Below are 12,421 nucleotides of genomic sequence, written 5' to 3'. Positions count from 1 at the left end.
GCCGGCGAAACCCCGGGCCCGGCCGCCACCGCCGCCACGGACACCCCGGCCGAACCCACCGCCCAGCCCGCACCCGCACCGTCCACGCCACCGCAGCCCCGCCCGCAGGAGCTGGAGCAGCTGGACGTGAGCCGCACCCCCGACCCCCGCTCCCCGGCGTATCTCGCGCTCGCCCAACTCGGCCGCACCGAGCCCCGACTGGTCCTGTCCGCCGCCGACTGCGCCGCACTCGAAGCCCTCGCCGCCGCATGGTTCAACCGGGGCGTAGACGCCACCTACCTCACCCACGCCCTCACCGCGGGACTCCCCGCCCACGTCGCCAGGCCCGCCCGCTTCGTACGCCACCGCCTCACCACCGCCATCCCACCCCACCCCACCTGCCCACACCGACCGCACCCGGTAACCCCGCCCACCGCCTGATGGTCGAATGCACCGAATGCGGCACCCCCGGCCCACCCGAAGCACTCCCGCACGGCCTGTGCCACCCCTGCTACCGAGCCACCCAACGCCCAGCCACCCAAGACCTCGCCACCCAACGCCCAGCCACCCACGACCGACCCGCCGTCGACCACCACGTCCAAGCCCACGTCAGCAGACTCCGGAACCTGGTCCGAACCCGTTGATCCATGCGGATCTTCCTGACGGGTGACGGGACAGCCCCGAGGCCGTGGTGCCCGCAGCGGCCGCCGGCACAGCCCGGCTGGCATAGTGCCCCGCATGCTCCGACGGATACGGTCCACCAGCCGCCCCGCCGCCCTGGCGGCAAGCCTCGCCGCCGTCCTCGCCACGGCCGTGGTGCCCGCAGCGGCCGACGGCTCCCGCGAGGTGGCGTTGCGGCTGGGGACGCCGGCGGCCTTCCGTATGTACAACGCCGACGAGGGCACGGGGGCGTCGAACAGCGACTTCGTGGTGCCCGTCGCCGTCAAGCGCAGCGGCGGCGGGGCGGCCCGCAACGTCGAGGTCGTCGTGGATACGTCGGGACTGGCGGGCGTTGCCCGGGCGGCGAAGGGCGGGTACGGGAACTGCACCGGCGCGGGCCCGGTGTTCACCTGCGAGTACGGCAACGTGCAGAACGGCGACGGGGAGGCCAACGCACCCTTCACCCTGCACGGTGTGGACGGCGTCGAGCCGGGCGACAGCGGGACCGTGACGTACACCGTGACGGCCGACAACGCGGCCCCGGTCACCGGCACCACCCGCATGATCGTGGGCGGTCCCACGCTGCGCACGCCCAAGGAGGAGAAGGCGGTGAAGGGTGTCCGGCCGGGGAAGTCCGTACCGCTGACACCCAGGTTCGCCAACCACAGCCGTTTCGCCGCGAAGCAGGGTGTCGCCCTGCACATCAGCGCGCAGGGCGGTCTGCGGCTGATGTCGCGCCCCGGCAACTGCTCCTTCAACACCGCGTACACATCCGCATGGTGCACGTTCGCCACCGAGGCCGCACCGGGCACGGCTTACCGCACCGGTTCCCCGATCAGCTACACGGCCGGCCTGCCCGGGGAGCTGACCGGGACGGTGTCCTACAGCTGGTCGTCCGAAGCCGAGAGGCCGAACACCGGGAAGCCCGACGACCTCACCGTGCGCGGCAAGGGTGCTCCGCTGACTCTGACCAGGACCGTCGACCGCGGCCTGACGAGCGACGGCAGTAGCAGCGTCAGCGTCGAGACGACCGTGCAGGCCGACTACGAGCCGGTGACGGCAGCCGTCCGGGGACGGGTCGGCGACACGGTGAAGGTGCGGCTCGGGCTGCGCGACCTCGGTCCGGGCCGGCTGAGCGACGCGGAGGTGCTGGGCCGTTTCGAGGTGGTCCCGCCGGAGGGGACCACCGTCACCTCCATCCCGTTCACCTTCGAGGACTCGGGCGGCACGTGGGCGTGCAAGCGGCCGGAGAAGCCCGGCGGGGCGTTCGTCTGCGACATCGGGTACGACGACTTCTACGAGGTGCGGCATGAAGGGGGCACGACCGCCATCGACTTCCACATCCGGATCGACCGGCAGGTGCCCGGCGCGCGGGGCACCATCCGCACGTACAACCCGTACGACCGCACCCCCGGAAACGACACCGCGTCCATCCCGCTCGATGCGTCACCCGCCCTGCCGTGCCGGCTCTACCGGGGCCCCCTCGCATGGGCTGCCGGGGCCGGTGTGGTCGTGGTGATCGTGGTCCTGACGGCCCGGTACCGGCGGCGGCGGCGCGTTTCCTAGATGTATGTCCGCGCTGTCCGCCTGCCGGAGCCGTGCCCCCGGGTGGACCGGACGTCAGCTCGGCCGATGACGCTGCACAGGGGCTTCTGCGCGAAGAGCTTGTGCAGAGGACCCGCCCAGAGCTGACGTACCCGCCATGAACAAGGCAAACTGGCCTGTGCGCTACAGCGACACAGCACCACAGCACCACAGTGACGCGGCAACACAGCAACACCGGAAGTGCCGGGCATGGGCAGGGGGCAGGGCAGCTATGGACCGTGACAGCGGGCCGCGCGTGCCGGAGCAGCGGGCTCCGCAGCAGAGCCGGGGCGCCGGGCTCTGTTTCAGCGTGCTCGGACCCGTGCGCGCATGGCGCGACGGTGAGCCGCTGCCGCCGGGCTCACCGCAGCAGCGCGCCCTGCTGGCCGCCCTGTTGATGCGGGACGGGCGGACCGCGACCTCCGGCGAGCTGATCGACGCGATCTGGGGCGAGGAGTCGCCGTCGCAGGCGCTGGCCGCGCTGCGGACGTACGCCTCCCGGCTGCGCAAGATCCTCGACCCGGGCGTGCTGGTCAGCGAGTCCGGTGGATACGCGATCCGGGTGCGGGCCGAGACCGTCGACCTCAACCGGGCCCAGCAGTTGGCCGCCCGAGCGGAGAAGGCGACCGCGGCCGGGGCCCGGACCGAGGCCCGCGGGCTGATCGCCGAGGCGCTGGAACTGTGGGACGGCGAGCCGCTGGCCAACGTGCCGGGACCGTACGCCGAGACCCAGCGCGCGCGGCTCGAGGAGTGGAAGCTCCAGCTCATCGAGTCCCGGCTGGACGTGGATCTGGAGGTCGGCGCCCACGCGGAGGCCGTCTCCGAACTGACCGCGCTGACCGCCGCCCACCCGCTGCGTGAGCGGCTCCGCGAGCTGCTGATGCTGGCCCTCTACCGCAGCGGGCGGCAGGCCGAGGCACTCGCGGTGTACGCCGACACCCGCCGGCTGCTCGCCGACGAGCTCGGGGTGGACCCGAGGCCCGAGCTCTCCCTGCTCCAGCAGCGGATCCTCCAGGCGGACACCGAGCTGGCCCGCCCCGCCGAGCCCGCGGCCCCCGCCGCGTCCACCACGCTGCGGCCGGCCCAACTCCCGGCCACCGTGCCGGACTTCACCGGCCGGGCGGCCTTCGTACGGGAACTGGGCGACCGGCTCGCGGCCGCCGAGACCTCCGTGATGGCCGTGTCCGCGCTCGCCGGCATCGGCGGTGTCGGCAAGACCACCCTCGCCGTCCACGTGGCGCACGCCGCCCGCCCGCACTTCCCGGACGGCCAGCTCTACGTCGACCTCCAGGGCGCCGGGTCCCGGGCCGCGGAGCCGGAGACCGTGCTCGGTGCGTTTCTGCGTGCGCTCGGCACGAACGACAGCGCCATCCCCGATTCGCTCGACGAGCGCGCCGCGCTCTACCGCTCCGCGCTGGACGGCCGTCGGGTGCTCGTGCTGCTGGACAACGCGCGTGACGCGGCGCAGATCCGGCCGCTGCTGCCCGGTACGGCGGGTTCCGCCGCCCTGGTCACCAGCCGGGCCAGGATGGTCGATCTGGCGGGCGCCCATCTGATCGACCTGGACGTGATGTCTCCCGAGGAGGCGCTGCAGCTCTTCACCCGGATAGTGGGTGAGGAGCGGGTCACCAGCGAACGCCAGGCGTCCCTGGACGTGGTGGCCGCCTGCGGCTTCCTGCCGCTCGCCATCCGTATCGCCGCCTCCCGGCTCGCCGCCCGCCGCACCTGGACGGTGTCCGTGCTGGCCGCCAAGCTCGCCGACGAACGCCGCAGGCTGGACGAGCTGCAGGCGGGCGACCTCGCGGTCAAGGCGACCTTCGAGCTGGGCTACGGCCAGCTGGAGCCGCAGCAGGCCCGGGCGTTCCGCCTGCTGGGCCTGGCGGACGGCCCGGACATCTCGCTGGCGGCCGCCGCCGCGGTGCTGGACCTGGAGCCGCACCGGGCCGAGGACGTGCTGGAGTCCCTGGTCGACACCTCACTGCTGGAGTCGGCCGCTCCGGGCAGGTACCGGTACCACGACCTGGTGCGCCTTTACGCGCGTTCGTGCGCCGAGCGGGACGAACAGCCGCCGGTGGAAAGGGAGCTGGCGCTGTCCCGGCTGCTGGACTTCTACCTGGCGACGGCGGCCCGGGTGTACGCGATCGAGCGGCCGGGCGACCGGCTGGCGGACCACCTGGAGCCGACCACCTACGAGGGGCTGGTCTTCACCGACCCGCACGACGCGCGGGACTGGCTGTACGCCGAGGCGATGTCGCTGCTGGCGTGCGTGCGGCAGTCGGCGGGCCCGGGCACCGTGCGGCGGGCGGTGGATCTGCTCTGGTCGGCCCTCGACCTGGCGGAGTCGGGCGCCAACTCCAAGGAATACGCCTCGGCCGCCGGCCTGCTGCGGGACGCGGCACGTGCCGAGCAGGACCCCCGGGCGGAGGGGCGGGCCGCCATCGCGCTGGCCTACGTCCACCATGTCGCGGGCCGCTTCGACCAGGGGAGCCGGGAGGCGGAGGAGGGCGACCGTCTCGCCGGGGACACCCAGGACGCGTTGTCCCGGTGCTGGGCGGCCAACCTCCGCGGCATCATGGCCTTCTACCAGAACCACTTCGACGAAGGCATCGAGCAACTCAGCCGCGCCGTCGCGGGTTTCCGCGCATGCGAGGACGCGGCGGGCGAGGCGAGCGCGCTGTGCAACCTGTCGCGGCTGCACCTCGTCACCGGTGACGTCGCCACCGCCGTTGACCTCTCCCGGCAGGGCACCGAGATGTACGACCGGATGGGCCACGCCCTCAAGGGCGCCAACGGCCGTTACGCCCTGGGCCTCGCCCTCACCCAGAGCGGCCGCCTCGACGACGCCTTCGACCAACTCCAGGGCGCCCTGGAGGTTTTCCGCGACAGCCGCCAGCGCCTCTGGGAAGGCATGGCCCTCTTCCGGATCGCCGAGGTCGACCTGGCCGCAGGACGTCCCGCCCAGGCCGCGGCCGGCGCCGAGATGGCACTCACCGTGCTGCGCGGCATCGGCGGGGACTGGCGGCGCGGCAATGTCCTCACGGTCCTGGGCCGCGCCCTGTCCGGCATCGGCCAGTCCGGCCGCGCCCGGGTGTGCTGGCAGGAGGCGCTGACCATTTACGAGGGTCTCGAGTCCCCGGAAGCCGACCAGGTACGGAAGCTGCTGGCCCCGCTCGCAGCGGCCTGACCGGCGCACGTCCGGGGGCCGCAAACGGTGTCCGGCCGGGCGTTCATCATTCGTTTATCGGCGCCCGCCATGCTCATTCCATCGACGATCCGTCGCGTCGGGGGGCAGACGGATCGACGCGGCCTCGCACCGTGGGAACCACGGGGGAACTAAGGTGAGCGGCCGGCAGAACGCCCGTCCGGTCAGCACTCGGGGGAGTGACCGGACGGGCTTCGGCGCCCCATCCACCGCAGTATCAACGGGAGTTGCATCATGGCGACAGATCCTACGAACGGCACCACGGTCGACCCGGACAACGCGCACATCACCGACAAGCCCACCGTGGCGTCGCCCGACAACGCGCACATCACCGACAAGCCCACGGTCGTGTCGCCGGACAACGCACATATCACGGACGAATCCGTCTGACCGGATCCTCCACGACGGGGGAACGGGGGCAGTGGGGGAACGGCCGCGGTGGCCCGGAGGGGAGCCACCGCGGCCGTCGCTGTGGGTGCGGCCCGAGACGCTCAGTACCGCGGGCCGACCGACTGGACGACGCACTTCGTGACCGACGAGACCTTCGACGGCTCGTCCATCGGGACCTTCAGCGTCGCGCTGGAGCCGCTGTACACCTGGATGTCCGCGCTGCCGCCGTCGACGTAGCTGCCGTCCTCGGCGAGGAAGCTCATGGTGACGGTGTAGTTGTGCGTCCCGCTGCCGGAGGCCGCCGTCACGTTCACGGTGGCCGCCGTGCGGCCCTTCTTCACGCAGGTGACGACGGCCGCCTTGGCCGACGCGGTGGGCGTGGCGCTCGGCGTGTACCTGCTGGTCGTCGACCCGCTGCTCGAACCGCTCGAGGAGCCGTAGGAGTCGTCGTCGTAGTGGTGATGCGTGGTCGAACTGCTGTGGCTCTGACTGCTGGAGCACCCGCCGCCGTGCGAGGTGTGCCCGTGGTGGCTCCGTGAGAATCCGGTCAGCGAAAGGACCACGGCCACCACGACGGTGCCGAACCTCAGCCGCCTCGTCAATCGTTTTGTCAGCATGTTGTTTCCCCCATTTCGGCCGACACCGTAGCAGTCCCGCACCGTCCGTCGTCCTGGCCGGCCGCGACCTGATACGCACCCGATACACGGGGCACTCGTCCCACATGGCGGGGCCCCACACCCCGGCGTAGCGTCGAATTCGAGATCCGCCGAAGGAGACCGATGATGATCCGCAACGTCCTTGGCTCTGTCGTGGCTCTTGTCGGAGCGGCGGCCGCCGTATTCAGCCCCTTCCGTATCTGGTACGACGGCCGCCACGGAAGCGCCTATCGCATCCAGGACCTCTTCACCGGCATCACCACCACACGGCCCGACACGGCCGCGTCCATCCTCATCCCGTTCGCCGTCGCCGCCGCGATCACCGTGATCGGCGTGCTGCTGCGATCCCGGCTGCTGGTCATGCTGGCCGGTCTCATCACGATCGCCTTCACCGTCCTGTGGATGGTCCAGGTGGGCCGGGTCGAGCACGGCCTGACGTTCAGCGGTAACGGAAACGGGCTGGACGTGGGCGTGGCGATCGCCTGGGCCGGCGGGATCCTGCTCCTGATCGGAGCGGCCCTGATGAGCGGCCGGGGGCCGCGGCCGCGGCGGGTGGGGCGCGGGTATTCGGCGCCGGCGTCCTCCGGGCCCGACAACACGGGCCGGATCTCGTCGTCCGATCTGCCGGAGGATCTGACGGCTCCTCCCGAGCGGGGGCCGGGGCATGGCCGGCCGCCGGGGGAACCGGGGCAGTGGGGACCCCGCGAGTAGCGACCCGCCCGTCTCCTGGGGCTCCGCCCCAGACCCCGCTCCTCAAGCGCCGGAGGGGCTTGTTCTGGCCGCACCATGAGCAGACGCTCAGCCCCTTGATTTGGCCGCGCTATGAGACTAACGGCGGCAAAAATCAAGCCCGTCCTGGGGGCACCTCCGTGGGGGTCCCCCCGGACGGAGTCTGGGGGAGGTAGCTGGGGGAGATTGAGGACAACTGGGGGGCCGGGGGCTCGCCCCCGGGGAGGGGGCTTCGCGGCGTTAGCCGCGGCCCGTTCCGGTCCCCTTCACCGCGTCGAGCGCGTACACGCACCGATCCTTGCTGCACGCATACACCACCCCACCCCGTGCCACCGGCGACCCCGTGATCTCACCCCCGGTGGCAAGCTTCCAGCGCAGCTGCCCGCCCACCGCGTCCAGCGTGTAGAGGCAGTGGTCGGCGGAGCCGAAGTGCAGGCGGCCGTCGGCCACCACGGGGGCGCCGACGACCTCCGCGCCGGCCGCGAAGCGCCACTTGGGGGTGCCGGTCACCGCGTCCAGCGTGTAGAGCGCGCTGCCGCTGCCCAGGTGGACGTTGCCCTGGGTGACCAGCACCGGGTGCACGGACTGGCGGGGCTCCGTGGCGATGCGCCAGCGGTCCTTGCCGGTGGTGGCGTCCAGGGCGTACACCGTGCCGAGGTAGTCGGCGAGGTAGACGCCGCCGCCCGCCACCGCGGGACCGGGGGCGTAGGCCGGCGCGCAGAGGAAGACCGCGGGCGCCTCGAAGTGCCAGCGGACCCGGCCGGACGCCCGGTCGACGGACAGCACCCGGGTGCCGGCCGCGACGTACACGCAGCCGTCGTCGGCCGAGGTCACCCTGACCGGTACGCCACCGCAGGCGGCCGCGTCACCGACCGGGTACGACCAGCGCTCGGCGCCGGTACGGGGGTCCAGCGCGAGGAGCCTGGCGTCCTTCCAGACGTACACCGTGTCGCCGTGGATCGCGGGCCCGGCCTCCGGCGTCTCGAAGTCCGTCTGCGCGCCGGTGATCTCCCACAGCTTCTCGCCGTTGGAGGCCTCCCAGGCCTGGACGCCGCCGCCGCGGGTGCCGGTGATGAGGGTGCCTCGGTCGGCCTGCAGCGAGTAGACCCAGGCGTCGGTGGTCAGCCGCCAGCGGTCGCTGCCGTCGGCGCCGTCGAGTGCGTACAGGGTCGGCCCGTCGGAGGCGTGGATACGGCCGCCGGACACGGCCATCGCCCAGGCCACGTCCTTGGTCTTGAACTGGCGCCGGCCGCTGCCCACGTCCAGCGCGTGCACCTCGAAGGAGGTGACGTACAGCAGGTCTCCGTCGACGACCGGCGTGCCCCAGACGTCGTTCGACATCCGGAAACGCCACGGCCGCCAGCGGGCGGGACCCTCCGGGGCCGGCACGGGCTGCGATACCGGTGCGGGCTGTGCCGTTACCGGAAGGGCCGCCTCGGCGGCGTTGACCCCCGCGGGCGGCCGTACCCAGCCGGTGGCAGGTCCGGCCGGTGCGACGGCGTGGGCGCGGGCCTCGGCGACCCGCGGCCCCGGACCGATCGGCACCGGCGCACCGGCCAGCCGCACCGGCCCGTCCTGCGGACCGGGCGGCGGCTGCCGGTGGGACCGCGGTTGGTGCTCGCGCTGCGGCGCGGGCGGGTAGGCCGGCGGCTCGTACGCGGGCATCGGCGGCGGAGACGGGCGAGCCGGCCTGGGCACCGGCGCGGGGCGGCCGCCCCGGCGGGCCTCGATCATCGCGGTGGCCCGCTCCGGCAGCCACGCCGACGCGGTACCGCTGTCGTCGCCGCCCGTGGAGAAGAGATGCGGGGCCAGCTGTGCCTGCAGGTCCTCCGGACTCGGCCGCTGCAGGAACTCCTGCTGCATGCACGCGTCGATCAGCGGCCGCAGCTCATCGGGCAGGCCCTCCAGGTTGGGGCCCTCCCTGAGCAGCATGAAGACCGTCTCGACCGGATTCGCGCCATGGAACGGCGCGTGCCCGGTCGCCGCGAACACCAGCGTGGAGCCGAGCGAGAAGACATCGCTGGCGCCCTTCACATTGCGCGAGTCCTTGGCCTGCTCCGGTGACATGTAGGCCGGGGTGCCCACCGCGACATTGGTCATGGTCAGCCGGGTGTTCGAGACCCCGGACGCGATGCCGAAGTCGATCACCCGTGGCCCGTCCTCGACCACCAGCACATTGGACGGTTTCAGGTCCCGGTGCACCAGCCCGGCGCCGTGGATGGACTGCAGGGCCTCGGCGATCCCCGCCGCCAGCCAGCGGACCGCCTGGGCCGGCATCGGACCGCACTCGTTCACTATTTCCTCGAGGGAGGGCGCGGGGACGTACGCGGTCGCCAGCCACGGCACGGCGGCGTGCGCGTCGGCGTCCACCACGGCGGCTGTGTAGAAGCCGCTGACCGCGCGGGCCGCCTCCACCTCGCGGGAGAAGCGGACCCGGAACAGCTGGTCCTCGGCGAGCTCGGTCCGCACCGTCTTGATCGCCACCCGGCGGCCCGAAGCGGAGCGTGCCAGGTAGACCAGGCCCATGCCACCGGCCCCGAGCCGTCCGAGCACCTCGAACGGGCCGATCCTCCGCGGATCGTGCTGCGTCAGCTGCTCCACCGTGCCTGCCACCTCCCCGTACGGGTCCCGGGGAAGGGGGCCCGCTCTTACCGCTGCGTTCAGCGTCTCACCACTGGGCACCGGCCGACGGTGCACACCCCGATTGTTGCTGGCGGAGGCAGCGGTTGCGAACCCGGGGGCGGATGGGGGTGTCTCGGCATCTTTCGGACATGCGGTGGGGAGGGAGCTCCGCCTGGGCCGCGCCCCAGCACGCCACCGACCTCGAATCGAACGAGCGACCAGAAATTAACCCTGACCGCTTTTAAACCAAAGTTGTCCACGGATGTTATCCACAGCCTGTTGATAACATCATCGACTTCCGGGACCCGCCCCTATACCAGCCCGAACCCCATTTGCAGTGCATCAAATCGCGCTCCGATCACCCGTCGGTAAGCTGACGACATGACAGGACAAGTACGCACCGTCGACGGCCGCGTAGCCGGACGACGCGGCCAAGCGACCCGGCAGAAGCTACTCGACTGCCTCAGCGAAATGCTCAGTTCCTCGCCCTACCGGGACGTCAAAGTCATAGACGTCGCCCGCAAGGCGGGCACTTCTCCGGCGACCTTCTACCAGTACTTCCCGGACGTCGAGGGCGCTGTCCTCGAGCTCGCCGAGGAACTGGCCAAGGAGAGCGCCGGGCTGACCGAACTCGTATCCGGCCGTTCCTGGGTCGGTAAGGCCGGCTGGCAGGCAGCCGACGAATTCGTCGGGGGATTCCTCGATTTCTGGCGAAAGCACGACGCGATTCTCCGGGTCATCGACCTCGGTGCCGCGGAGGGCGACAAGCGGTTCTACAAGATCCGCATGAAGATCCTGAACGCCGTCAACAGCTCCCTTACCGACGCGGTCAAGGAACTCCAGACGAAGGGCAAGGTCGACAAGGACGTCAGCCCGGCCGCGATGGCGGGTTCGCTCGTCACCATGCTCGCCGCGGTGGCCTCGCACCAGAAGGGGTTCCAGACCTGGGGCGTCAAGCAGGCCGAGCTCCGCCCGAACCTCGCCCTTCTGGTACATCTGGGCATCACCGGCAAGAAGCCGACCAGGTAGGTCAGTTTGGGAGCCGGTCCAGGAACGTCGTCCAGGCGGCCGGGGCGACGGTGAAGACCGGGCCGTCGGGGACCTTGGAGTCGCGGATGTGGACGGCGTGGGGGTGGGCGGCGACCTCTACGCAGTTGCCACCCTCGTTGCTGCTGTGGCTGGACTTGTGCCAGTCGTAGGCGACTTCGAGGCAGGCGCCACCCTCGTTGCTGCTGTAGCTGCTCTTGAACCAGGCCAGTCCGGTCGTCATAGCTGCCCCGCCATCCTCTCGATCAGTTCGGCGGACTCCCAGGGCGTCAGCGCCTGGGCCCGCAACATGCCGAAGCGGTCCATCAGTTGGTTGACCTCCTGCGGCTTCGAGATCAACGTACCTCCGGCCTGCCCTTCGTCGTAGCCCCAATTACGCCCGTCCGGCGTGCTGAGCAACTGGAACGTGCCGTGCAGCCCGGCGTGCACATGACGCGCCGTCGGCATCACCTGCACCATCAGGTTGTGCATCGACCCCATGCAATCCAGTACATGCAGCAGTTGTTTGCGCAGCACTTCCCGGCCCCCGATGGGGCGCTGGAGGACCGACTCCTCGATGACGTATGCCACGATCGGCAGCGGATTGCGGGTCAGCACCGCCTGGCGTTCCAACCGCGCCTCGACACTCTTGTCGATCTCCGCCTCGGACAGCTGCGGCACCCGCACCTCGTACAGGGCCTGGATGTAGTCCTCGGTCTGCATCAGGCCGGGGAACAGCATGTTCTCGTACGCGCTGATGCTCGCAGCGACCTTCTCCAGCCGCACCCACCCCACGAACGTGCGCGGATACTTCTCCTCCTCCATCAGCGCGATGCACGACTTGAGCGCGCCCCGCGCGTCCAGCACCGTGTCCGCGTCGTGCAGGAAGCTGGTGGTCGGGATGCGCTCGCCACGTTCGTAGGCGCCGGCCAGGGACTCCGAGATCAGCAGCCGGTCCCCCACGTCCTGCCGGGTCAGGCCCGCCCGCGCACGGAAGTTCCGGATCAGCTCCCCCACGTGCATACGCGCCGGGGACGGCTGCGCCGCGCTCGTTTCACTCGACTTGTTGGCCGCCACAAGAGCCTCCTGCCTCTCCACATCGCCCCGATGTGCACCTGGTACGTCTGGTCACGCTACGCAATCGCGGCGATGCTCGTAGGCATGACGAGCGAAAACCTCCCGGATTGGGTACCCGCGTCCGGCCACCAACTCCGGCTCGCCGGTATCCACTTCGACGCGATCCGGGTCCGGGGAGTCCGGGGCGAGGCCGTACTGCACCACCTCGCCGTACTGACCGACGGGCAGCCGGGGCCGGTCGTACGGGAGGTCGCCGGGGGCCGCTGGACGTACTTCCTCATTCCGCCCGGGACGAGCCGGGACTACGAGTGGCCGCCCGGCGCCACCTGTTTCGGGCCCGCCGTGCGGGACCAGTACGTCGGCGTGCCGGCGCCGGACGGCAACACGTATCCGCTGCACTGGCGGTGCGATCCGCCGGTGGCCGGGGTGTTCGTGGACCCGGACGTGCTCCACCAGGTCATCACCGCCCAGTTGTGTCACGATCCCGAGTGAGAAT

10 protein-coding genes and 1 pseudogene are annotated in these 12,421 nt (G+C 71.4%); 7 read left to right on the top strand and 4 right to left on the bottom strand.

Features of this window, described 5'->3' with window-relative positions; all coding sequences use genetic code 11:
- From AB0M87_RS26865 to AB0M87_RS26850, 4 genes and pseudogenes are all read left to right on the top strand, one after another.
- Positions 1 to 623, top strand: a pseudogene (locus AB0M87_RS26865) (MarR family transcriptional regulator); the annotation flags it as partial.
- A gap of 94 nt (positions 624 to 717) precedes the next feature.
- Positions 718 to 2,205, top strand: a complete 1,488-nt coding sequence (locus AB0M87_RS26860) for a hypothetical protein (RefSeq protein ID WP_365857246.1) — start codon at positions 718 to 720, stop codon at positions 2,203 to 2,205.
- Positions 2,206 to 2,455: 250 nt separating this feature from the next.
- Positions 2,456 to 5,407 carry a BTAD domain-containing putative transcriptional regulator gene (locus tag AB0M87_RS26855; RefSeq protein ID WP_365857244.1) on the top strand — a complete coding sequence of 984 codons (2,952 nt, stop codon included), beginning with the start codon at positions 2,456 to 2,458 and terminating at the stop codon, positions 5,405 to 5,407.
- Positions 5,408 to 5,659: 252 nt separating this feature from the next.
- Positions 5,660 to 5,815, top strand: coding sequence for a hypothetical protein (locus tag AB0M87_RS26850; protein WP_365857242.1), 156 nt, complete (start codon positions 5,660 to 5,662; stop codon positions 5,813 to 5,815).
- A gap of 101 nt (positions 5,816 to 5,916) precedes the next feature.
- Here AB0M87_RS26850 and AB0M87_RS26845 read toward each other — a convergent pair whose 3' ends face one another.
- Positions 5,917 to 6,432, bottom strand: coding sequence for a hypothetical protein (locus AB0M87_RS26845; RefSeq protein ID WP_365857240.1), 516 nt, complete (start codon positions 6,430 to 6,432; stop codon positions 5,917 to 5,919).
- A gap of 162 nt (positions 6,433 to 6,594) precedes the next feature.
- Here AB0M87_RS26845 and AB0M87_RS26840 point away from each other — a divergent pair, with 162 nt between their 5' ends.
- Positions 6,595 to 7,182, top strand: a complete 588-nt coding sequence (locus AB0M87_RS26840) for a hypothetical protein (protein ID WP_365857238.1) — start codon at positions 6,595 to 6,597, stop codon at positions 7,180 to 7,182.
- Positions 7,183 to 7,440: 258 nt separating this feature from the next.
- Here AB0M87_RS26840 and AB0M87_RS26835 read toward each other — a convergent pair whose 3' ends face one another.
- On the bottom strand, positions 7,441 to 9,801 hold the full coding sequence (locus AB0M87_RS26835) for a PQQ-binding-like beta-propeller repeat protein (RefSeq protein WP_365857236.1): 2,361 nt from the start codon (positions 9,799 to 9,801) through the stop codon (positions 7,441 to 7,443).
- 402 nt (positions 9,802 to 10,203) lie between these two features.
- On the opposite strand from AB0M87_RS26835, the gene AB0M87_RS26830 reads away from it, so the two are divergent.
- Complete coding sequence (locus tag AB0M87_RS26830) at positions 10,204 to 10,851, top strand: TetR family transcriptional regulator (RefSeq protein ID WP_365857233.1); 648 nt, start codon at positions 10,204 to 10,206, stop codon at positions 10,849 to 10,851.
- A 1-nt stretch (position 10,852) separates the two neighbouring features.
- On the opposite strand, the gene AB0M87_RS26825 is transcribed toward AB0M87_RS26830, so the two are convergent.
- Together AB0M87_RS26825 and AB0M87_RS26820 are read right to left on the bottom strand one after the other, a co-directional pair.
- A complete protein-coding gene (locus AB0M87_RS26825; protein WP_365857231.1) occupies positions 10,853 to 11,092 on the bottom strand; it encodes a DUF397 domain-containing protein in 240 nt (79 codons plus the stop codon).
- A complete protein-coding gene (locus AB0M87_RS26820) occupies positions 11,089 to 11,925 on the bottom strand; it encodes a helix-turn-helix transcriptional regulator (RefSeq protein WP_365857229.1) in 837 nt (278 codons plus the stop codon). The genes AB0M87_RS26825 and AB0M87_RS26820 overlap by 4 nt, the downstream gene beginning before the upstream one ends.
- An 84-nt stretch (positions 11,926 to 12,009) precedes the next feature.
- On the opposite strand from AB0M87_RS26820, the gene AB0M87_RS26815 reads away from it, so the two are divergent.
- On the top strand, positions 12,010 to 12,417 hold the full coding sequence (locus AB0M87_RS26815; RefSeq protein ID WP_365857227.1) for a hypothetical protein: 408 nt from the start codon (positions 12,010 to 12,012) through the stop codon (positions 12,415 to 12,417).
- Positions 12,418 to 12,421: the final 4 nt, after the last annotated feature.

The organism is Streptomyces sp. NPDC051320 (genome assembly GCF_040682175.1).
GTDB lineage: Bacteria > Actinomycetota > Actinomycetes > Streptomycetales > Streptomycetaceae > Streptomyces.
Note: the sequence above shows the minus strand (reverse complement) of the source record. Positions and strands in the feature narration are given on the sequence as shown.

Coding starts and splice junctions, on each gene's coding strand:
- AB0M87_RS26860 (WP_365857246.1), top strand. CDS start 718: ATGCTCCGACGGATACGGTCCACCAGCCGCCCCGCCGCCCTGGCGGCA.
- AB0M87_RS26855 (WP_365857244.1), top strand. CDS start 2,456: ATGGACCGTGACAGCGGGCCGCGCGTGCCGGAGCAGCGGGCTCCGCAG.
- AB0M87_RS26850 (WP_365857242.1), top strand. CDS start 5,660: ATGGCGACAGATCCTACGAACGGCACCACGGTCGACCCGGACAACGCG.
- AB0M87_RS26845 (WP_365857240.1), bottom strand. CDS start 6,432: ATGCTGACAAAACGATTGACGAGGCGGCTGAGGTTCGGCACCGTCGTG.
- AB0M87_RS26840 (WP_365857238.1), top strand. CDS start 6,595: ATGATGATCCGCAACGTCCTTGGCTCTGTCGTGGCTCTTGTCGGAGCG.
- AB0M87_RS26830 (WP_365857233.1), top strand. CDS start 10,204: ATGACAGGACAAGTACGCACCGTCGACGGCCGCGTAGCCGGACGACGC.
- AB0M87_RS26825 (WP_365857231.1), bottom strand. CDS start 11,092: ATGACGACCGGACTGGCCTGGTTCAAGAGCAGCTACAGCAGCAACGAG.
- AB0M87_RS26815 (WP_365857227.1), top strand. CDS start 12,010: ATGACGAGCGAAAACCTCCCGGATTGGGTACCCGCGTCCGGCCACCAA.